This window comes from Butyrivibrio sp. CB08 (genome assembly GCF_003625485.1).
GTDB lineage: Bacteria > Bacillota > Clostridia > Lachnospirales > Lachnospiraceae > Butyrivibrio.
In genome coordinates, this window is sequence record NZ_RAIR01000008.1 from 85,482 (window position 1) to 108,715 (window position 23,234).

The 23,234-nt window shown below is 43.1% G+C and carries 14 protein-coding genes; all 14 read right to left on the reverse strand.

Annotated features, from left to right (window positions below; all coding sequences use genetic code 11):
* Nucleotides 1-11: 11 nt before the first annotated feature.
* Nucleotides 12-1,646 (reverse strand): biosynthetic-type acetolactate synthase large subunit, encoded by a 1,635-nt coding sequence (gene ilvB / locus D6855_RS13395; RefSeq protein WP_120741938.1) that lies wholly within the window; start codon nucleotides 1,644-1,646, stop codon nucleotides 12-14.
* Nucleotides 1,647-1,674: 28 nt separating this feature from the next.
* A complete protein-coding gene (locus tag D6855_RS13400) occupies nucleotides 1,675-4,137 on the reverse strand; it encodes a homocysteine S-methyltransferase family protein (RefSeq protein ID WP_120741940.1) in 2,463 nt (820 codons plus the stop codon).
* Nucleotides 4,134-5,183, reverse strand: coding sequence for an acyltransferase family protein (locus tag D6855_RS13405; RefSeq protein WP_158589538.1), 1,050 nt, complete (start codon nucleotides 5,181-5,183; stop codon nucleotides 4,134-4,136). Before D6855_RS13405 ends, D6855_RS13400 begins: the two co-directional genes overlap by 4 nt.
* Nucleotides 5,184-5,215: 32 nt before the next feature.
* Nucleotides 5,216-5,749, reverse strand: coding sequence for a hypothetical protein (locus tag D6855_RS13410; RefSeq protein ID WP_120741944.1), 534 nt, complete (start codon nucleotides 5,747-5,749; stop codon nucleotides 5,216-5,218).
* Between the two features lie 27 nt (nucleotides 5,750-5,776).
* Nucleotides 5,777-6,205, reverse strand: coding sequence for an ATP synthase F1 subunit epsilon (gene atpC, locus D6855_RS13415; protein WP_120741947.1), 429 nt, complete (start codon nucleotides 6,203-6,205; stop codon nucleotides 5,777-5,779).
* Between the two features lies 1 nt (nucleotide 6,206).
* Nucleotides 6,207-7,598, reverse strand: a complete 1,392-nt coding sequence (atpD, locus tag D6855_RS13420) for a F0F1 ATP synthase subunit beta (RefSeq protein ID WP_120741949.1) — start codon at nucleotides 7,596-7,598, stop codon at nucleotides 6,207-6,209.
* A gap of 4 nt (nucleotides 7,599-7,602) precedes the next feature.
* Nucleotides 7,603-8,526, reverse strand: coding sequence for an ATP synthase F1 subunit gamma (gene atpG, locus D6855_RS13425; protein WP_120741951.1), 924 nt, complete (start codon nucleotides 8,524-8,526; stop codon nucleotides 7,603-7,605).
* Nucleotides 8,527-8,528: 2 nt separating this feature from the next.
* Entirely contained in the window at nucleotides 8,529-10,283 is a 1,755-nt protein-coding gene (gene atpA, locus D6855_RS13430; RefSeq protein ID WP_243111941.1) for a F0F1 ATP synthase subunit alpha, read from the reverse strand.
* Entirely contained in the window at nucleotides 10,276-10,770 is a 495-nt protein-coding gene (locus D6855_RS13435; RefSeq protein WP_158589539.1) for an ATP synthase F0 subunit B, read from the reverse strand. Before D6855_RS13435 ends, atpA begins: the two co-directional genes overlap by 8 nt.
* Before the next feature lie 26 nt (nucleotides 10,771-10,796).
* Nucleotides 10,797-11,015 carry an ATP synthase F0 subunit C gene (gene atpE, locus D6855_RS13440; RefSeq protein WP_120741957.1) on the reverse strand — a complete coding sequence of 73 codons (219 nt, stop codon included), beginning with the start codon at nucleotides 11,013-11,015 and terminating at the stop codon, nucleotides 10,797-10,799.
* A 27-nt stretch (nucleotides 11,016-11,042) separates the two neighbouring features.
* Nucleotides 11,043-11,726 carry a F0F1 ATP synthase subunit A gene (locus D6855_RS13445; protein ID WP_120741959.1) on the reverse strand — a complete coding sequence of 228 codons (684 nt, stop codon included), beginning with the start codon at nucleotides 11,724-11,726 and terminating at the stop codon, nucleotides 11,043-11,045.
* Nucleotides 11,727-11,829: 103 nt separating this feature from the next.
* Nucleotides 11,830-15,789, reverse strand: coding sequence for a GLUG motif-containing protein (locus D6855_RS13450; RefSeq protein ID WP_120741961.1), 3,960 nt, complete (start codon nucleotides 15,787-15,789; stop codon nucleotides 11,830-11,832).
* Complete coding sequence (locus D6855_RS13455) at nucleotides 15,786-18,245, reverse strand: efflux RND transporter permease subunit (RefSeq protein ID WP_120741963.1); 2,460 nt, start codon at nucleotides 18,243-18,245, stop codon at nucleotides 15,786-15,788. Before D6855_RS13455 ends, D6855_RS13450 begins: the two co-directional genes overlap by 4 nt.
* 201 nt (nucleotides 18,246-18,446) lie before the next feature.
* A complete protein-coding gene (locus D6855_RS13460) occupies nucleotides 18,447-23,225 on the reverse strand; it encodes a hypothetical protein (protein WP_120741965.1) in 4,779 nt (1,592 codons plus the stop codon).
* Between the last annotated feature and the right edge of the window lie 9 nt (nucleotides 23,226-23,234).

Below are 23,234 nucleotides of genomic sequence, written 5' to 3' on the forward strand. Positions count from 1 at the left end.
TTTATCTGTTATCAGTATTTTGTAAGTTCCATCGGATCAACTCTTACTTCCATAAGAGCTGCGTTGTCATCCTTAAGGAAAGCTTCAAGTTCTCCATCAAGATTACTGTTTCCGTCAACCTTTACATATTCCATATCATAAGCCGCAGCTATAAGTGAAAGATCTGGGTCACCCTTAAGCTCTACCATTGAATATGCATCATTATAAGCGTAGTGCTGATGCTCTCTTACCATTCCAAGGAATCCGTTCTTAAGAACAACTATCTTAACAGGGATCCTGTACTGTCTCATGGTTGCAAGCTCCATCATGCTCATCTGGAATGCTCCGTCACCAATAACAGCCACAACCTGCTTGCTGTGATCAGCAAGTTTTGCTCCCATGGCTGCAGGAATTGAATAACCCATGGTTCCCATTCCGCCGGATGTAAGGAATCGTCCGTTCTTTACAATGTGATAAGCGCAGGACCAGATCTGATTCTGTCCTACATCAGCCACATATACAGCGTCGTCCTTCATGGCAAGAGACAATCTTGAGAGAAAGTCCTTAGGCTCAACATATGCCTCGATTGAATAGTCCGGTTCACGCTCAGAACCCATTTCTTCTTTATACTGCTTAAGAAGGTCCACCCATTCCTTGTGGTCATCAGCATGATCGTCCTGTTCGAGGAAATCATTGAAGATGTGCTTGATATCTCCAACAAGAGGAATTGTTGGTCCTACGTTCTTACCAATCTCTGCCGGGTCAACATCTATGTGTACCATAACCTTGTTCTCAGTTATAAGATCAGGTCTGTTCACAGCTCTGTCAGCCACTCTTGCTCCCACCATAAGCAGAAGATCTGATTCATTCATGGCCCTGTTGGCATAAGGCTGACCATTGTTGCCCACCATGCCAAAGTACAGAGGATGCTCAGATGGCATAACGCCAATTCCCATCATGGTTGATACAACTGGAACGTCATTGAGCTCAGCAAACTTTACGAGCTCTTTTGTGGCTCCGCTTAAGTGAACACCACCACCCACGCAGATAATAGGTCTCTTTGCCTTTTCGACCTCTTTGATGACTTTCTTGATCTGTACGATATTGCCCTTAACTGTAGGCTTATAGGATCTCATTGATATAGTCTCAGGATAAGCGAACTTGGCCGTCATCTCAGCAAGTTGGATATCATAAGGAATATCAATAAGAACAGGTCCTTTTCTACCACTGTTGGCAATAAAGAAAGCCTCCTTAAACACCCTGGGGATATCATTTACATCCCTGATCAGGTAACTGTACTTAACAAAGGACTCCACAGCTCCTGTGATATCCGCTTCCTGGAACACATCTGATCCGATCATATCAGAATTGACCTGGCCTGTTATGGCGATCATAGGGATAGAATCAGCATAAGCTGTAGCAATGCCAGTGATAAGATTAGTGGCACCAGGGCCGGATGTGACGGCGCAGACTCCCACCTTGCCGCTGATCCTGGCATAACCGCTTGCGCAGTGCGCTGCATTCTGCTCAGTTCTTATAAGAACAGTCTTGATCTTGGTTGAAAGAATACTGTTCCAGAAAGGGTCAATGGCAACTCCGGAATATCCAAAGATAACCTCTGTATTTTCCTTTTCAAGGCATTTTACAATGGCCTCTGCTCCGATCATATCTTATCCTCCATAGGTTTATTCTATGTTATTCAAAAAGAAGCTTCTTAACTACTCTGACTGCTTCTGCAGCATCTGCAGAATATCCATCAGCACCGATCTCTGTAGCAAAATCCGGGGTGACGACAGCTCCGCCAATGATTATCTTGGCTGTGATGCCCTGACTTCTTGCATACTCCACCACGTTTTTCATCTCCTTCATAGTGGTTGTCATAAGGGCTGAAAGAGCTATAACCTTGGCATCGTTTTCCTTGGCAGCTTTAACTATCTCTTCCTTAGGTACATCTTTTCCAAGGTCGATCACATTAAAACCATAGTTTTTAAGCATAAGTGCTACCAGGTTTTTACCAATATCATGGATATCTCCATGAACGGTTGCTATGACGACTGTAGGAAGGACTTCTGAATCATCCTTGTCCTTTTGAAGAAGCGGCTCAAGGATCGCTATTGAAAGCTTCATGGCCTCAGCACCTGAAATAAGCTGAGGAAGGAAGTATTTGCCCTTGTCAAATAGTTCTCCTACCTCGTTGATTGCAGGCATAAGAGCTTCGTCCAAAATAGCCTTGGGCTCGATACCATTTTCTATTGCTTTTGAAGTATCTTTTTCTATGGACCTCTTGGATCCCTTTAAAACGTCCTGTTTTATTATAGCAAGGAAATCGTCACCTGTAGAAGGCGCAATATTACTGTCTTTTGGCTGTGGCGATTTTAATGTATCGTCAGCATACCTTGCCATTCTCTCTATATATCTGCCGTCAGCACCTTCTTTGTTCTTGAGAAGATCCGACGCAAACGCAGCATTTACCAGCATCTCCTGAGACGGATTGGCGATTGCCATGGTAAGTCCCTTTGAAATAGCCATGGTGAGAAATGCAGTATTAACATTCATTCTCTCTGGAAGGCCAAAAGAGATATTGGAAAGACCGCAGATTGTCGCAAAGCCGTTTTCGTAGCAGTAGCTTATGGTATCTAAAGTGTTGATGGCCGCCTTGGGGTCAGCTCCCACAGTGGCAACAAGACCATCCACCACGATATCTTCTTTACCAAGTCCCGCCTTTACAGCCAGATCATAGAGCTCATTTATATTGCTTATCTTCTCTTCCTGATCCTTTGGGAGTCCCTCTTTACTAAGAGGCAAAAGAACGAACATCGCTCCGTACTTTTTGGCAAGAGGAAGGAACTTCTCAGCTTTTCCCTTCTCAAGAGAAATAGAATTCATTAAAGCTCTTCCAGGATATATTCTAAGAGCAGCTTCCATTACCTCAGCGCTTGAAGTATCGATACAAAGAGGGAGACTTGTTATGGTGCCAACTTCGTTAAGTACAGTTAGCATCATCTCTTTTTCATCGATACCGCTCATACCAACGTTAATATCAAGAATAGAAGCTCCCTCTTTTTCCTGACTCTCAGCATATTCTGTAACCAGGTCAAGGCTTCCTTCACGAAGCTGAGCCTGAAGTTTCTTTTTACCGGTTGGATTGATCCTCTCACCAACGATCATGAACAGGTCATCCATATCAAAGGAAAGGGCCCTTCTCTCAGAAGAAAGATATCTTCTTCCTACCATCTTTCTTGGAATAGGATTGCCCTCCGGGTCTCTTATGCTGGAAGGATCAACTGATGAGTAGGTCTCATGTATTCTTTTAATAAACAAAGGAGTCGTTCCGCAGCATCCGCCAATGATGGTAGCTCCTTTGTCGATAAGTCGCTTCATCTCCTTGGTAAAGAGCTCCTCATCCATATCATATCCGGTGTTGCCGTCCTCATCCACGCTGGGAAGTCCAGCATTTGGCTTGGCAATAACAGGAATACTTGTAACAGAAGCCATCTTCCTGATTATGTCTTCCATTCTGTCAGGGCCTGTTGAGCAGTTCGCTCCGATGGCAGCAGCTCCAAGTGCCTCCATAGTAATTGCACTGGATTCAGGGTCTGATCCAAAAAGAGTTCTTCCATCAGGTTCAAAGGTAAGTGTTACTATAACTGCTATGTCACATACTTCCTTGGCAGCGATAAGTGCTGCTCTGCACTCCTGAAGACTCATCATGGTCTCAACTACAAGAATGTCACATCCAGCATCCACGAGGATCCTGATCTGCTCCTTGTAAACATCTATAAGCTCCTCAAAATCAAGGTCTCCGATAGGCTTAAGCTGACGACCAGTCATGGTAATATCACCAGCAACTAACGCTTTTCCGCCTGTCGCCTCTTTGGACAGTTCTACTAACTGTGTGTTGACACTTACTATCTCATCCGAAAGCCCATAATCTGAAAGCTTGATCCTGTTTCCTGTAAATGTTGGCGCATAAACGATATCAGAGCCAGCTTCCACATAAGCTCTCTGAAGATCTATCATCACCTGTCTGTGCTCAAGTATCCACTTCTCAGGGCATACGCCTGCAGGCATTCCAGCCTTCATAAGATTTGAACCTGTAGCTCCATCCAGGAAAACTATTCTATTTTTACAAAACTCCAAAAACTCCTGTCTGTTCACTGATACCTCTTTCTATAATCAACGATTGGTTTAATACAAAATAACACAAAGCATATAAACATCACAAGAAGAGGTTTATATGTCATGACTGACCATGATATTAAACCATTCTGCGCCGCAATGTCCAGGATCGCAATAATGAGTACGTGATAAAAGTAGATATTTGAAGAAGCTCTTTTGCCCAGAGTATATAAAACCCAGCCTTTATAAGAGCTGCATTCGGATAAAAAGAGAAGTCCCACAGCAGTGATCACTGATCCAAAATAGATATAAGTATCTCCACCAAATATCAGAAGCTCAACATAACTTGATATGATTCCAACCACAGTCATGATAATGGCCGGACCCTTCATGTTGCTGATATCTCCGCGCTTATAGACATAGTCATTAAACAATATGCCAATGAGCACAAAGGGAATTCCCACAAACAGCCAGTTTCGAAGGACATACCATGTGGAAATATTGATGCCAAAGGGTCTTATTGGATAGTAGATCTGGAACCATTCTCCGATAAACAGAAGTCCCAAAAGGATCACTACAAGGCCCTTGTACCATTTCCGAAGGACCGGCGCAAAGATATATATCAGAATATAGACATATATCATTACAAACAGATACCAGAGATGGTCGTAAACATAGGAACCGTCATAGATAAATCTGCCTGAATTGAATACAAAAAATACGCTGGCTTCATGGAGATTATACTTCATCTGAAGCCATTCAAGGACTGTATATCCCTTGGACATGTGAAAACAAAATGAGAATATAAGATAAACAAGATATACTTCGCCAGTGATCTTAAGCAGCCTTATAAGACTCTTTCCAGTGCGCTTCCTGATCTCTACAATATCAGTAACGTTACCCATTCCTCTGTTATATAAAAGAAATCTTCCTGAAACAGCAAGGAAAAATGGCACGCAGCAGTGGTCGATGGCAAATACTATATTCCAAAGAGGACCATCAAACCTGGCGTGGGTAGTCACAATAAAGATGCAGGCTATAAACTTAATGGCGTAAATGAATCGATTTTCAGATACTTTTTCCAAACTAGAACTCCTCATAAAAGATGAAGCACTGATCACTCTCCATCAGTGCTTTCATCCTCAATAGTTGATATTTCATAAGTACTCTCAGTCTCTACCGTGATACCTTCACCCTCAGGAACCTGTCCGTGAAGAACCTGGAGCATGATCATTACTCTGTCATTGGCTCTCTGGTAGTACTGGGAAGCCAGCATCTCGCTGTCACTGTCAAAATCCCCATCGTAGGCCTGATGATAAAACTCATTGGCCTTTTCCATATAGTCTGCAGCCTCTACCGCGATGTCTGAAATTCCAGAAAACTCATCAGGGATCTCAATTGCTGCCATATCCCTGTAGGTTGTGTTCATCTCGTCCAGAACCACAAGCAGCTCATCTCCTGCCGTATCAGATTCTGCATTTATAGAATTGATCGAGCTGTCATACTCTGCAAGCTTCTCATAGAAACTTGTCATACTCTCTTTGTAAGCTTCAAGCTTAGGGTCTGCTTTCTTGCCACAGCCAGTTACAGCTACAGCAAAAAGAGCTGTTACAAAAATTACATTAATTATTCTTTTTACATTCTTCTTCAAAAACAAATTTCTCCACCAACTTTTCTTTTAATCTTGATATTTTGATGCAGCCTTAAGTCTTGTAAGAGCTCTTGCAAGGCCAGCCTGGGACTTCTTGAACTCCTTGATAGACTGCTTCTGCATCAGATGTTCCATTGCAAACTCGTAGGCTTCCTGAGCCCTTCGCTTGTCAATGTCCTCCGGTCTCTCAACCGTATTAACCAGCACAATGCATCTGTTATCAACAGTTACCTGTACAGAGCCAATGCTGACAACGCCAATGATCCAATCCCCTTTTGGATTCTTGATCTTGATGATACCCTCGTAGATGGCCAGGATCATCTCTTCGTGCCCCGCAAGAATAGCAAGTTCCCCGTCATCACAGGGAACTATTATCTCTATGGCCTCATCGTCATAAAATATTCCATTTACTGAAATCACCTGCAGGTGAAAGGTCCTACCCAGAACTTCGCTCATATTAAGCCTCTATCTGCTTAGCCTTTTCAATAACTTCTTCAATGGTTCCAACATTAAAGAATGCAGCCTCAGGATAATGGTCCATCTCACCATTAACTATAGCCTTAAATCCCTTAACTGTCTCTGTAAGAGGAACAAACTTACCTGGAATACCAGTAAACTGCTCAGCCACATGGAAAGGCTGTGAAAGGAATCTCTGTATCTTACGGGCTCTGTGAACTGTCATCTTATCCTCGTCTGAAAGTTCCTCCATACCAAGGATAGCGATGATGTCCTGAAGCTCTTTGTACTTCTGAAGGATTTCCTGAACCCTCATGGCTGTCTGGTAGTGATCCTTACCAACAATATCCTCTTCCAGGATACGGCTTGAAGATTCAAGCGGGTCAACAGCGGGATAAATTCCCTGTTCAACAATCTTACGGGAAAGAACTGTCGTAGCATCCAGGTGCGCAAATGTTGTAGCTGGCGCAGGATCTGTAAGGTCATCCGCAGGAACATAGACAGCCTGTACGCTGGTTACAGAACCGTATCTTGTGGATGTGATCCTCTCCTGAAGCATACCAAGGTCAGTAGCTAGTGTGGGCTGATAACCTACGGCTGAAGGCATTCTTCCAAGAAGAGAAGAAACCTCAGAACCAGCCTGGACAAATCTGAAGATATTATCTATGAATAATAACACATCCTGATGCTCAACGTCTCTGAAGTACTCAGCCATGGTAAGTCCAGACTCAGCAACTCTCATTCTGGCTCCAGGTGGTTCATTCATCTGACCAAACACAAGGGCAGTCTTGTCGATAACACCAGACTCTGACATCTCAGTATAAAGGTCATTACCCTCTCTTGATCTTTCACCAACTCCGGTAAATATAGAATATCCACCGTGCTCAGTGGCGATGTTCTGGATAAGCTCCTGTATAAGGACTGTCTTACCTACACCGGCTCCTCCAAACAGACCGATCTTACCGCCCTTTGCATAAGGAGCAAGAAGATCTATAACCTTGATACCGGTCTCTAATACCTCAACAACAGGGCTCTGATCTACAAGGCTTGGTGAATCTCTGTGGATCTCCCATTTTTCCTTGGTGGTAACTTCGCCCTTCTGGTCGATAGGATCTCCCAAAACATTAAAGAGTCTTCCAAGAACCTCAGGGCCAACAGGTACACTTATTGGTCCTCCGGATCTGATAACCTCCATGTCCTTAGCAAGTCCCTCAGAGTGGGAAAGCATGATACATCTTACTGTATCATCTCCTATGTGCTGTGCCACTTCCATGACACGCTTATGTCCTCTTGGGTAAACCTCTAAGGCATCGTTGATATATGGAAGATCGCCATCTTCAAATTTTACATCTACAACAGGTCCCATGACCTGCAATATCTTGCCATTTTCCAATTTGCTATCCTCTTGTCTTTTTTAGCTTGGCTTCTTTGCTGCGTTTAAGAGCCTTGGCGCCACTGACAACCTCAGTGATCTCCTGAGTTATCTGAGCCTGCCTTTGTCTGTTATAGCTCTTTTTAAGCTCTGCTATCATCTTCTCAGCATTCTTGTTGGCGTTGTCCATGGCCTGCATTCTGGAATTCTGAACGCTGCAGAAGGCCTCAACCAGTGCTCCATAAATGAATCCAGTTACATAGTTTGGAACTATGTTATCTAAAATAGCTGAAGGACTTGGCTCCATCAAAAACTCCTCAAGCATGATGCCCGGAGGCGGAGCTTCCTGTCTTATCTCTTCGATGAAGTCCAGAGGAAGGAGCTTTTCAAACCTGGCTTCGCAGGTAGCGCCTCTCATTGTTGTATAAACCACATAAAACTCATCTATCTTGCGATCATAGTAATACTCTAAGATCTCAGCTGCGATCTTTCTGGCTCTGTGGAGGGTTGGGTTTTGAGAAGTAAACATAAATGACTCCTCAATGGCCATATTCCTGGAAGTAAAATGATATCTTCCAAGCTCTCCAATGACAAAGAGCTTCCAATGATCGCCATCTGAGTGGATATGCTCCTCAGCGATCTTAAGCACATTGTGATTGTAAGCACCAGCAAGACCCTTATCATCCGTAAAGATGATATAGCCCCTCTTTCTCTCCCTCTCAGGAATATCTTTTCTGGTCTCCAAAAAGATATTCTTGGTGCCCTCCGGAAGGTGGGATACAACCCTCTCGATCATGGCCTTTGTGGAGAAAAAGAATGGCTCTGTATCCGTAAGCATCTTCCTTGCTTTTCTAAGCTTGGTCGATGATATCAGATACATGGCGTTGGTGATCTTCATGGTGTCCCCAACACTTTCAATTCTGTCTCTGATTTCTTTTATATTAGCCAAAATTAGTATCCTTTTGCTTCATTGAACTCATCAGCAAGATCCAGAATCCTCTTTTTAAGCTGATCTGGAAGTTCTCCGCTCTTTTCCAGCTCTTCACACAGATCGCTGTGCTCTGTATCAAAGAACTTAAGAAGTCTCTCTTTATATTCCCTGACGTTCTTAACAGGAACCTTATCCATTCTGCCAGCACCCACAACAACAAGAATGATTACCTGCTGGTGCATTGCAAGCGGATGCTCAAGAGGCTGCTTAAGCAGCTCCATGAGAATGCTTCCGTGATTGAGCTGACTCTTGGTGGTCTCATCAAGATCTGATGAGAACTGGGTAAATACTGCCATCTCCCTGTACTGGGCAAGATCAACTCTTATAGAGCCCGCAGCCTTCTTCATGGCCTTGGTCTGAGCAGCAGATCCTACACGGGATACTGAAAGACCAACGTTAACAGCAGGTCTCATACCCTCAAAGAACAGGTCACTTTCAAGGAATATCTGTCCATCAGTAATAGAGATAACGTTGGTTGGAATGTATGCTGAAACATCTCCAGCCTGGGTCTCAATGATAGGAAGTGCTGTCATTGAGCCTCCACCAAGTTCTGATGAGAGCTTACTTGATCTCTCTAAAAGTCTTGAGTGAAGGTAGAATACATCACCCGGATAAGCCTCACGTCCAGGGCTCCTCTCAAGAAGAAGTGAAAGAGCTCTGTAAGCTACAGCGTGTTTACTAAGATCATCATAAACAATGAGTACGTCCTTGCCCTGTCTCATGAAATACTCACCAAGAGCGGTTCCTGAATATGGGGCAATATACTGAAGCGGAGCCATGTCCGATGCAGTAGAGCTAACGATGATGGTGTACTTCATTGCTCTGTTCTTTTTAAGTGTCTGATAGAGCTTGGCTACAGTTGAAGCCTTCTGTCCAATAGCAACATAGATGCATATAACTCCCTTGCCCCTCTGATTGATGATAGTATCAAGGGCAATTGAAGTCTTACCTGTCTGCCTGTCGCCGATAATAAGCTCTCTTTGTCCGCGGCCAATAGGGAACATGGTATCAATAGACAGAATACCTGTCTCCATAGGCTCATTAACAGACTGTCTCTCTATGATTCCTGGTGCAGGTCTCTCGACCGGACTAAATGCAGTGGCCTTGATCTCGCCCTGTCCATCAAGGGGAGCTCCAAGCGCATCAATAACTCGTCCAATAAAAGCATCTCCTACAGGAATACCAGCTTCCTTGTAGGTCCTGACAGCCCTGGTTCCCTGTCTGATACCTGAATCGTTACCAAACAGGATACAGCCTATATGATCATCTCTGATATCCTGAACCATGCCCTTGGTTCCATCCTCAAACTCCAGAATCTCACCATAGAAAGCATGATCAATACCCTCTATATTGGCAATACCATCGCCGACCCAGATAACAGTTCCAACTTCTTTGTCCTGGGTAGAGAGTTCAAAGTCCTGAACTGTCTCTTTTAACATGGAGATGATCTTGCCAGCGTCCATGTCCTGATGTTTTGTATGAAGTTCATTGAGCTCTGAGCGAAGCTGTTTTGCTCTTCCAAGATCACTCCAGTCGTACTCGAAGTTACCACAGGACACAATAAAGCCGCCCTGGATCGAATCATCCAGAACGCTCTCGATTTCAATATTTTCCGTGCCCAGCTTATCAGCAAGAATCTTTCTTATCTTTTCAAGCTGATCCGCTGTTGGAGCTGTAGCAGCATAGCGCAAAAGAGCTTTAAGATTCTTATCCATTCTTACCAGATACCGCCTCGTCAATAAATTTGTCGTAAAGGTTGCTGTCATCCTCAGAGCTGTGCTTGGTTGCTGCAATCTTGGACGCTGCATCGATTACCATATCCTTGATATCTGCAGCAAATTTATCTCTGCTCCTGTAAGCCTCAACCTCTGCATTGTGCTTGGCTTCTGTGATGATCTGCTCGCCCTTTTTCTTGGCGTCATCAACTATTTTTTCGTACTCTACATAGCCCTGCTTCTTGATATCAGCAAGGATCTGTTCTTTTTCTTCTTCTGCAAAAGAAATCTTCTCTTCATATTCCTTTTTGCTGGCCTTGGCCTCTTCTATTGCCTTGTCTGCAGCTGCTGTAGCCTGGTCAATTTCCTCCTGGCGGGCTTTAAGGATCTCATCAAGCCTTCCAAAAAGGAACTTTTTGAAGACAAAGTAAAGAATAAGAAGATTAAGTATTGTACATACAATATTAACTACGCTTATGTTTAACACGATTAACCCCTTTTTACCCTAAGTCTTTATGAGAAAAGAATGATCATAATAGCAATAACGAAACCGTAAATTGCTGTAGCCTCTGCAAGGGCACAACCAAGAAGAAGGAGCTTCATGATCTTGCCGTCTGCCTCTGGCTGTCTTGCAACTGCATCTGTAGCCTTAGCTGTAGCAATACTGATACCGATACCTGCTCCGATTCCTGTGAATGCAGCGATAGCTGCTCCAAGTGCTGTTAAACTCATAAGTAAAAACCTCCTTAAAATGTGTTATTATTCCACAGCCTCTTTTATATAAAGCGATGTCAAAAAGCAAAATACATACGCCTGAATGGCACCGTCAAAAAGATCAAAGTAAAGCGAAAGTGCTGCTGGTAAAACCACCGGTACAACATGCTTGATAAGCTCCATGATAACTGTAGCTCCAAGGATATTACCAAATAGTCGCATGCACAGTGAAAGTGGTCTGATGACCAGCTCAAGTACGTTCATGGGAGCTACTACTGCCATAGGCTCCGCAAAATGTTTGATGTAGCCCTTAGGACCTTTCCTGAGAAAACCAGCGCTCTCAACCAGGATAATACTCATAACTGAAAGAGCTATGGTCACATTAAGGTCCATGGTTGGCGGCGTAAATCCAAAAAGTCCAACCATATTGGACAGGCCAATAAAGAACAGCACTGTGACAATATAGTCAGTGTATCCCGCTGCCTCCTCTCCAAGCATTCCGGAAACTGCGCCTCTAAGGAACATAACAGCAGATTCAAGAGCAGCCTGGCGTTTGGAAATGTTATGAACTTTCAGGTCATGGGTAAGAAAAAGAATAACGGCGATAATGATAGCCATAAATATCCATGTAACTACAACAGAATTGCAGATGTCAAAGAAGCCATTACCAAATGGCACATGGATAAGGGTTTTGTCCTCCATTAAAAGCTCGGTAAGTAATTCTTTCATATCGCTATCCCCCGAAAAAACTCACCTTTAATTATATGAAAAGAGGCCGACTAATGCAACGCTTAGCGGCCTCAAATCGATTATTTTTCGTAATATTTTGTGATTATTCGTCGTCTTCGTCTAAATCTATGACATCATCTTTCTTCTCAGGTTCTTTTTCAGGCTCTTTGTCCTTTATTTCATCCTGAGAATCGTCGTAGAACAGCTGCTCTTTGTTTTCTATCTTCTCAGACATGTTCTTAATGAGTTTCCTGAAAATCTTTGGCATGTGCCTGCTGTTTCTCTTTATGAGAATACCTAAAATGCCAAGAAGTACCAGAACAACAATGATGATCACTATTACAAGAATCAGTACCTTTGTGGCAGTACCTGAAGCATCTGCAACATCAAGTGACAGCGTGAAGTGGTTGCCCTCAATGTCGTAGGTTGAATACTTACCCATTGTTCCTGTTGAAGTTAAAAGAACCTTCTCTCCATCCTTGATCTGGTAGAGTTTGTAATCACCACCAAGATATCCACCAAGAAGATCAATGGCATTGGCCACGTTACTGATAGGCTTAAACCTTATCTGATGAACTTCGCTTCCATCATCAGGAATCGTAACCTCAAGAGTCTCATATTCACTTAAGGTTGAAGGTTTTCCCTGTTCAAAATTGACAGTTCTCTCTATTCCGAGAACATCGTCCTCCTTGAACATGCCATCAACCAAAAGCTCAGACTGAATAAGGTCTGCTGAAGCATTGTACTCAGAGAGAGTTGTTCTGTATCTCTTATAGGTTGCTGTTACAACCTTATCTGTGGTTATGTTATCGAGCTGCGCCACATCCCAGGAAGCGTAGAAGCCTTCCTTGTTCTTTAGTCCAGGATACTCTTCTGCACTTATGCTGTCGCCATAATCCGCTTTGATCTTGGCAATAACTTCTGCTCCATCCTTGGCGTCCTCATCCTCAAGAACAAATGTCACAAGAAGCTTTTTGAAGTCATTTGGAACATCCGAGTATTGTACCGTATCAAGCTTAACTGCACGCTCTTTATTTTCTTCGCCATCGTCTCCTTCAGATTCTTCTGCCTGCTCCTGTGCTGACTGAATCTTCTCTGCCTCGAAGAGATTTCCGCTTAATGCCTTCTCATAAGTAACAGGCTCAGCCTTCTTGGAATAGCTTATCTTATCAATACCTGCCAGGTCATCGCTTACGAAGAAATTGTTTCTTACCTCGCCATTAGCAGCGATATTACCTGCAACAGCTCCGTATCTGCTCTCTGCTCCCTCAATAGAAACAAGAGCAAGGCAGTTCCTGATGTTAGTTCCATCACCTGAAATACCGCCAATGTAATTGGCACCTGTTAGTATTCCCTTGGAAAAAGAGCTAACGATATAGGAATATGATGATCCGGTAACGCCACCTACATAATCACCTGAAGATGACTTAACTGATGAATAATTGCTACATCCAAGAATGGTTCCCATCTCCTGAAGGCCACAGACACCAGCAACGTAGTTCTTTTCACCAACTGCATCTCCGTAGTTTTTGTTGTTACGAAGAACGCACTTTGTGATAAAGGAGGAATTGAGCTTGGAATCCTTGATACCTGTAAGGTCAGACTCCTTGTCGTAGTCGTACTCAATAGCCATTGTTCCAGCAATACCTGCTGTATCAATGTCTCCTTCTACCTTTCCAAAGTTCTGGCATCCTTCTATTGTAGCATCTGTACTAGTAGAAGCTTCTTCCAAAGACACGTCAGAGTAGGCTTGTGTGTAATCCATCTCAAGAACACCATCGATTGCGTCCGTGTAGAGCATCATGATGTTGTTAAACTGGTCTGAGATAGACAGAAGATCATCAACAAGGACTCCGGTTGCATTGTTGACCTCAAGGTTAAGGGATCCAAAATTGTCATTCATACCAGCCATGTTTGTTGCAAGGCTGTTGGTACGAAGTTTGTACTCATCGCTAAACTGAGGGAACTGTATATCTTCTCTTCCAGCAACATTACCTATGATATCCTTGGTCTGCTTACCGGCCTTCTCAAGATGACCTGCAGCTGACTCAAGCTTATCCATGGAACTAATTGCATCAGTCCTTGTGGCATCTGTCATCTCGTCAAGATGCGCTGCTGTTAATGAAGCTATAGTCGTTGCTGCATTTTGAAGGTCTTCTGTATATGCGTTCCGCCCGGTATTATCCGTTATCTTACTTCTATATCTGCTCTGTGCATAATTATCAGACTCTGTCTGAGCATCTGATACAGCCTTCTGATGGAACGCTCTGTCATCCTGATATCTGCCGTCTTCGGAATCAGAAACAGGAAACACTACAGAATCCGTGGTATGAACCCAATTCCCTTCACTTCGGAGATTGTATGAATTCTGATTAAGATTAAGATCATCTATAAGCTGACCCTTTGTTGGTCTGCTTACACCTTCCAGAAGATTATTGCCGTTTTCATCCTGATACTGAAGGTCAGCCGGATTTATAGGGGGAGCAGGGCTCAATTTATCCCATATGTACAAATTATAAAATGCATCATATGACTTATTATAATTATCAGAATATTGTTTTGCAGCATCAGCAATAGTATCTTTTGCTACCTGATACTCATTCTTTTCACTTTCCGAAAGGTAGTTTTCAAGATTAAGGTCTTTAACAGCCTTTTCGAAACTGTCTGCAGAACTGTTTGCATCATGGGCAGCATAAGTAAGCTGATCAATAACTCCATCATCTTTAGAGCTCTCTTCAAGAATATAATCCACCCTCGAAAAGGCCTCAGAAGTCGCACCAGAGACCCCATTGGCAAAGTCCACTGTACCAGCTGAAAGATAGCGAACATCTTCAATTGCTCCTGCTGTATACTGCTGAATTGCAGAGAGCCTGTTTGTGATAACATCAGACTGGTTCTTGGCATCACCAAGAGTTGCTGTAACTGTATCATGAAGCTTACTGATTGACTCTGTAAGCTGATATGCAACATCAGAGCTGAGGTCAACTGTGATATATGGCTCAGCCTGTCCAACAATACCACCAACATCCTTTCTTCCAAGGACCTTACCATTGTTGGTACAGTTAACCACATATCCGGACTGTCTTCCTGCTATTCCACCGAAGTTATATCCTACATGCTCATATCCAACGTCTCCCATATTAAGGCATCTGCTGATGATACCAAGGGACTGGCCTGCAATGCCTCCAACATCTGTTGCTGTGGCGTCGTTATTGGCTTCTTCGGAAGTACTGTCCACGTTCTTAATAAGATTGATGACCTTGTTAAGGCTTGTCATTGAATCGATGGTTATCTGAGTATCCACGTTAGTGGTATTGACCATGGATTCATTCTTGCATCGGCTGATATCTCCCTCGTTAACGCCAGCAATACCACCTACAAAGTGAATACCCTTGATATATCCGGAGACTGTGCAGTCCTCAATTATTCCAGTGTAATGGTTATAAGCTGCGATTCCTCCAACATAGTCGTTAGAAGAAATTACTCCCTTAAATGAACAGCTCTTGATATATCCATGGTTCTCACCGCAGACACCGCCAACTCTTATCTGCTCGCCGCTTGGGATTATGGAACCTGTGACATTTAAGTTGGCGATAACTCCTGTCTTTTGAATATCGGCAAAAAGTCCTACGTGAGATAAACCGTCAGATACGTTGTACTCAGAAATAGTGTGGTCCTGACCATCAAAGATACCACCAAAGGAAGGCACAAAATCAAATTCTTTACCAAGAAGAGAAATATCCTCGGTAAGAATGACTCTCTTATTAACAGACCAGGTATCCAGCTTACAGTTATTGGCAAAGGCAATGAAGTCATCTACATTTCTGATATATATATCTTCCATTGTCTCTGGAATAAGAGCCTGGATCTCTGACTCAATATCTGCATCAACATCCTGTTCTTCCTCAATAAGATCAGTCTGAGTAGCTGTAGTTAAAAGCTCAACAGAAGATCTTGGAGCCTGAGTTTCTTTTTCCTCTTCCTTCTCAGCAAATACTGTAAGGGGAGCGCTCGTTGTAACAAGCACACAAATTGTAAGAAGAGCTAGTAATCTCTTTTTCATGATACTGTCTCCTCCTCTATATTTTCATTGTTTTCATCGATCATGGTAACATCGCCGTTCTCAATGTAGGCGCTGACATTACCTTTTACAATGGCATGAACAACACCGTTTACCGTTCCGTCAATATGGCCACGTACAAGACCATCAATACGCATTGTTCCTGTTCGCTGTTTGTTAGAAAGTGGCATATTCATAACAAAGGCAGTAAGCTCAATAACCTTATCACCCACAAGCAGGATCTGAGGAAGAACAAACATGGTTACAAAAATGGAAATGATTGTTCCTCGTCCAAGGCACTTTCCAATACCATAGATAGCGCAGTCAGATGTCATCCTACCAATAAGTGTTCCGGCTACAGCCAGCATGGTTCCGGAGGTAATGATCGTAGGGAATGACAGGTTCATGGTATCGATGATGGCATCTCTTTTGCCCATGGTCTCTCTAAGCTCTGTGTATCTGCCAGCTATAACGATGGCATAGTCGATATTAGCACCCATCTGGATGGAGCTAACGATCAGATATCCCAGGAAAAAGAGATTGTCGTGGAATACTGCAGGGAATGAGAAGTTGATCCAGATACATCCCTGAATGACTGCAATAAGAAGTACAGGCATTCCTGCAGATTTGAAGGTGAAAAGAAGAACTACCAAAACCGCCAGGATAGAGATAACGCTGGTAACTGTATTGTCTCTCGCAAAGCACTTCTTGAGGTCATACTGGCTGACAGACTCACCAACAACGTAGATCTTATCTTCGTCATAGTATTTCTCTGTGATCTTGTGCATCTGGTCAATAAAGTCAAAGGTCTCATCAGACTCTTCAGGAAGTGTCAGATAAACCAGGATTCTGGAATACTCTTCGCCCTGGAGCTGATCCTTGGCAAAGGTCATCATCCTGTTGGCATCATCAAGCTTTTTCATCAGGTCGTCGCTTAAGGTAACATAGCCCTCCTCAACTTCCTGATAAACAAACATGAACATGTCTATAAGAGGAACCTTGTAGTTACCAAGGCCATTAACAGCCTTGGCGTAATCCTCATCATTAACAGCATAAGCCGCATAAACAACCTCTGCTATCTCATAGTCGATATTAAGAAGTTCAGAAAACTGTCTAGGAGTGAGCTTTTCAGTAAGGGTATATCCGTTAAGCGCCTCAGTGTTTGCAAGACCTGTTATGGATGAGACCTCATCATAAGTAAGAAGGTCATCTATAAGTCTCTTCTCTTTTTCATAGTCGCCTGAAGGGAATACCAGAGCCACCATGTTGTCAGAGTTAAAGTTCTCCTTTTGCATGTTCTGATCAGCCTGTACTTCATTAATAAGAGGAGGCGTGATCTTGGTGTAGCCATAAACGTAAGGAGTCTTGGCAGAAACCCTGTTTGCAATGATGATAAGGATTACAAATGCAGGAGCAATGATATACCTTGATGCATAAGCGAATTTACCAACAAATGGAATCTGAGGAACGAAGTTCCTGTGCTGGGTCCTCTCCATGAGTGGCGCAAATATCATGATGATACCAGGCATCAGGAGGAATACAGACAGAAGGCTGAGAAGGATAGCCTTGATAAGGACAATACCCATATCCGAGCCAATTCCAAACTGCATGAACAGCATGGCGATAAGACCACCAATAGTGGTCAGGGAACTTCCGGAGATCTCCGGAATTGATTTGGAAAGGGCAACGATACAGGCTTCACGATAAGGCAGCTCTGCATGTTCCTCTTTATAACGATTCAGGAAAATGACTGCGTAGTCGACAGACAGTGCCAGCTGCAGCACGATGGTCACAGAGTCTGATACAAAAGAGATCGTTCCAAGAAGGAAGTTGGTTCCCATCTGAACAAGAGCAGCTGATCCAAAGGTTAAGAGCAGAACCGGAACCTCTGCATAGGCCTGTGATGTAAGTAGTAAAACAGCAACTACAACGATAACTACTATAATAGAGATGACGTTCATCTCCTTATTGATAAGTTCTGACTGGGTGTCACCAAGTGTGGTTGAGATGTAGGAATCATAGGGCTCAAAATACTCTTTTACCTGCTCAAGAAGAACAAGGCACTGCTCATCCTTCTCGTCGTAGTCGAAGGTGATATTAAAAAGAGCTGATCCGTTATTGTAATGATCCTTGGTATCATCTACTTCTGCAGAAAATACACCATCCATATCCTCGAGATGAGCCTGAATCTCAAGTGCCTGATCATAGGAAATATTGGCAACCATCACCTTAACAGAGCCATAGGTCTTAAACTGTTCCTCCATGAGGTCCAGACCCTGCCTTGTCTCTGATGCGCCAGGAAGATACTGCGCAAGTTCATTTTCGACACTTACCCAGTTTCTTGAAATTGCTGAGAATATACACAAGATTGCATATATCAGAAAGAAAAGATTGCGTTTATCTACAATAAACGCACAGATTTTGAGCATAAAACTGTTGCCAGTTTTTTCTTTTTCCATACTATCTCCCCCAGATAATCCTCTCCCAAAAAACTAAAAAATATTCACGGTATAGTATACACCATCCTCGGTTTTTTGACCATAAGTCACTAATCAAAATTATTCTCATTACACTTAAATTAATAGAAATACTCCCTGCCTAAACGGCAGGGAGCATCTCTTCGTGTGTGGGTATATATGTGGATGTAATTAGTAAAAACCTTATTTTGTTTCCTTATTTGTAGCAGCTTCCTTTGCTTTCTTTCTTCTGTAAAGTTCCTCTACAGAAACACCCGTAACAGCTGCGATGATAAGAAGCCACCACCATGAGTAGCCCTGCTTTTCCTCCTCAGGAATCGCTGCTGAAAGTGCAACCTCAGGATCTTCGATTGCTACAGTATCAACTGTTGATCTGTCAGGAGTCTGAAGAGTCAGTGTATCTGCTTCATCTACTACTGAAGTCTCAACATTTTCTCCAGTAGAAACAAGTGTTGCTACACCTCCCCTGCTTGTTCTTCCATTTCCTGCAACCTGCTCTGACTGCTCATCAGCAGCATAAGCTGTGCTTGATGATGCAGCCCTGCCTGCTGCACTTACAATAGTAGTAATGATTGTATCGTCTGTAGTCTGGCTCTGGCCTTCATAGTTATCGCCTGAAGAAGACCTCACTCTATAGGTTCCTGAACTAAGTGCATCAAGAGCTCTCTGGGCGTCAGCCTGTGCATTCTCAAGATGAGTATTCGCTTCATAAAGAGATTCAAGGGCACTGTTATAACTGCCAAGAGCTTCGTTGTAATAATTCTCTAAAACTGTAACAGCTTCATCGCTGACATGAGCCTGTGCTTTAAGCTCTTTGAGCTTATTAGCTGCAGCAACCACCTTATCATAAGCAGCCTTTACGTTATCAAACCTTGTCTTGGCATTATTTCTTGCCTGTGTGAGGTTTGTAACTGCAGTCTGCGCACCTTCCTGGGCTGTCTGTGCACTTTCAAGTTCCTGCTTTGCAGTATTAAGTGCGCTCTCGGCTTCGTTCTTATTTCTGTTTGCAATCCTTAATGCTTCCTGAGCTTTATCATTTTTAGCCTTTTCTTCATCATACTTATCTACAGTACCGCCAAATAAAAATTCAGCAAGTTTCAAAGCGTCTGATGCCTGTGATACGCCAAGCTTCTTAGCCTCCACATCACCTTTAGCAAGTTCATAGGCCAGTGAAAGTCTGTTATATTCACCCTTTGCATCACGCTCTGCATCTAATGCATCCTCGTAATCCTTCCAGGCTTTCTTAGCTTCATCAGACTTTTTACCATATTTCTCAGAGGTCTTTTCATAGGCAGCCTTAGTATCAGTCACATTAGAAGCCGCAGCAGAGGCTTTAGACTCTGCACTGTTCTTCTTATCCAGAAGATCGCTCTCTGTCTTACGGAGACTCTCAAGCTCGCCCTGAGCCTTTGAAAGTTTTGCACTTGCCTCATCAACCGCTTTCTGAGCCTTTCCTTTTTCTGTGTTTGCAGCATCAAGTGCTGTCTTAGCTTCACTTGCAAGCGCTGCTGCGTCATCATACTGAGACTGATAATTATTGACAACAGCCTGTGCTGCGTCAACCGCATCCTTCTTTTCCTGAAGAGCTGTACTTGCTGTAAGCTGCTTGGCAGCCTTATCTGCTATATCATCAACAGCAGTCTGATATCTTGTATCAGCGTCATTCTTATCTGCAATGGCCTGATTTTTCTTTTCCTGCCAGGTCTCAATTATACCCTGCTGCTCAGCAATATTTGTGTTTGCAGTAGCGATTATTCCCTGCTGCTTGGTAAGTTCACTTAAGGCACCTGAGATCTTGTCATCTATATCTTTTATCTGTCTCTCAAGATTTCCAATCTGTCTGTTAAGGTCAGTCTGGTCTGTACTTGCTTTATCAGCTAATCCCTTAGCTGCATCTCTCTTACTCTCAAGAGCGCTCTTTTCATTCTCAAGCTCTGTCTTATCTGAATTAAGCTTTGTAAGAATGCCATTTTGCTTATCAATTTCATCATTAGCTGCAGAAATCTTGCCTTCCTCAGCTCTGATCTTGCCATTTGCATCGTCAATCTTACCCTGGGCTGTCTGCTTTGCATTCTCCGCCTTAGTATTTGCCTCATTGTAAGCGCCAAGTGCTGAATTTGCTTCTGACTGAGCCTGGTTTGCAGCATCTACAGCATCCTTATTTTCTTTTTTATACTTTTCTACAGCTGCCTCTGCCGTTGAAACTTTACTTGTTGTGCTTTCAACCAGATCCTTTGCATCTTGAACAGCCTTTTTAGCAGCAGCTGTATCAATCTGGTACTGGGTTGTACCATTTCTGTAATCCAGTTCGCTAAATACAGGTGTCTGAACTGGAGGATTTGAAAACAGACCTAAGCCGCCTGTCTTTTTATCCTTTGAAAGAATGGTGATGTGATCAGTGTATCTTTCCCAGTTATTACCAATATGTTCTTCGTTAGCGGTTCTGGTATCAAAGTTGTAAATACCCAGAGACACTCTTCTGCCGTTCTCATAGTAATATGGCTCGATATAGTTATTCTGCCAGCCAAGAATATTCTCTCCAATTGATTCTTCAAACTGTATCTTATTGGGATCCAGCCCTGGATTCTGCTGGTAGATATAATATTTGATAAGGTCTTTTGCTATCTGAGTATTATTATTAAGTGATCTGGTCGTATTTGTCCTCTGATCAAGATCTTCACTTATTCTATCAAGCTGCGTTGCTCCTGCATATTTCTGCTGAGCAGCTTTAAGATCTTTATCAGCTTGTTCCTTTGCTGCATCGGCTGCCCCCTTTGCTTCCTCAGCCTTCTTAAGGGCATCTTCAAGACCTGCAAGGGCTCCTTTTTTCTGATCTGCTATACTCTGTTTGTTTTCATACTCTTTATACTTACCAGATGCTATATCTGCAAGACCCTGAGCATCTGTCATCTCCTGATTTGCTTTTGAGAGATCTCTTTCATAGTCAGCCTTATCTGTGCCAGCCTTTTTAATGATACCCTGCTGTTTTTTGATCTCATCATCAGCACCGCTGATCTTACCCTCAAGCTCTTTTATCTGATTCTCAAGTCCGGTAACAGCCTGCTGTGCTTCCTGTGCTTCTTTAGACTTTTCGCCATAGGTGCTGATAGCTGTGGCCAGATCCTGTTTTGCCTTGGCAAGATCTGACTGCTTTGAAGTCTTATCCTGCTCAGCCTGAGACTTTATCCTGTTCTGAGTCTCGATTGCTGCATTGGCGCCATCGATAACTCCATTAAGTCTTGTAATCTCCTTATTAGCATCATCAATCTTTTTCTGAGCTGCATTGATCCTGTCCTGAGCAGCATCTGATTCTGCCTTGATTCCATTTGCTTTTGTAGTTGCATCATTTACAGCCTTAACAGCATTATCAAATGCTGTCTGTGCAACATTCTTTGCATCATTGGCTTTCTTTAGTTCATCTTTCTTACCATTAAGCAGGCCTTCTTTTGTATCTGCATCGGCTTTAAGGTTGTTGTACTCAGTCTCTTTTTGTGAATGCAGTAAAGCCTTAGCCTGTGCGTTCTCTGATGCTTTTGTGGCAGCCTCAGATAGTTTGTTTACTTCTTCCTGCTTGCTGTCAGCTTTTGCCTTTGCATTGTTGTATTCGTTAAGTGCCTTCTTAGCAGCCTTTGAATCGATTCCTTCCTGCTTTACAGCCGTATTATAAGTATTCCAAGCCAAAAGAGCTTCCTCTTCGGCCTTCTTCTTTTCCTCAGCAGCCTTAAGGTAAGCATTGTATGCATCATCAGAAGCTGTTATTGCATCCTGATAATCCTTTAGGGCATCCGCCTTAGCTGTCTTTGCAGCGTCGCGCTTTTTAACCGACTCGTTGTAATCGTTCTGAACATATTCAAGGTTTTCTTCGCATAAGGTGATAGCTGCAACTGCTAGCTGATACTCACTTAAATATCTGTCAAAATTCTTCTGGGCAAGAGCAGCGTCAACCGCCTTTTCTCTGGCAATCTTGGCCTTGCTGTCATAGTCGCTCTGGGCCCTGTCAGCAGCTTCCTGCCTGGTCTTTAATGTTTCATCAGCCTGTCCTTTTGTCTCTACTGCTCTTTCAAGGGCTTCCTGAGCCGCATCCAGCTCACTTTGAGCTTCATTAAGAGCTTCCTGAGCCGCCAAAAGAGCTGCTTCCACCTTATCATCGCCTGCATTGATAAAGTTTCCATCCTCATTAAGACTGGTATCAAGGTCCCCAAGTCCTAACTCTTTCATTATTTCTTTAAGCTTATCCTCTGCAGCTTTAACCTTCTTTTCTGCTTCGTCATAAGCATTTTTCGCATCCTTATATTCCTTCTCAGCTGCCTCAGCATAGTTCTTGGCACTCTCAACGGCTGTTTCTGCCTTCTCAACCATTTGCTGAGCTTCATCTGCTGCAGTCTGAGCATTCTCTGCCATCACTCTTGAAGCAGCCTTGGCATTTTCAGCAGCTTTCTCAGAATCATAAATAGTACTTCCTGCCTGCACTATAGCGTCAGCAGAAGCCTTGGCAACTTCTTCATCCTCTATGATCTTTATAACAGCCTCATCCACATCGCTCTTTTCATTTGCCGCAGCGTTTGCGTATCTGTCAGCATTATCTATGTCATCCTGTCCGGATTCATCCTGATACTCTGAAACAGCCTTTGAAGCTTCAGAATTTAAACCATCAAGTTCTTTAACTTCTTCAGCTACACCAATAAGAGCACCAGTTATTTCTACTGCATGCTCTTCATCCATTGATTCATTAACAGACTTTGCTGCTTCTCCAATTTTAGCTGAAGTCTCCTGATTAAGGGGAGTCTCTACTGTAGTTAAGTTAATTCCCTGATCAGTTGATTCATTATTCTGTGGAACTTCAGGAAGGTCTGTTCCATTTGCTTCATTTGCAAAAACAGTTATTGGCTGCATTGCCATGGTTGCACTAATACCGATTGTCAGTGCTTTAATTATCTGTCTGTCTAATGTGTTTCTTTTCATATTTATCCC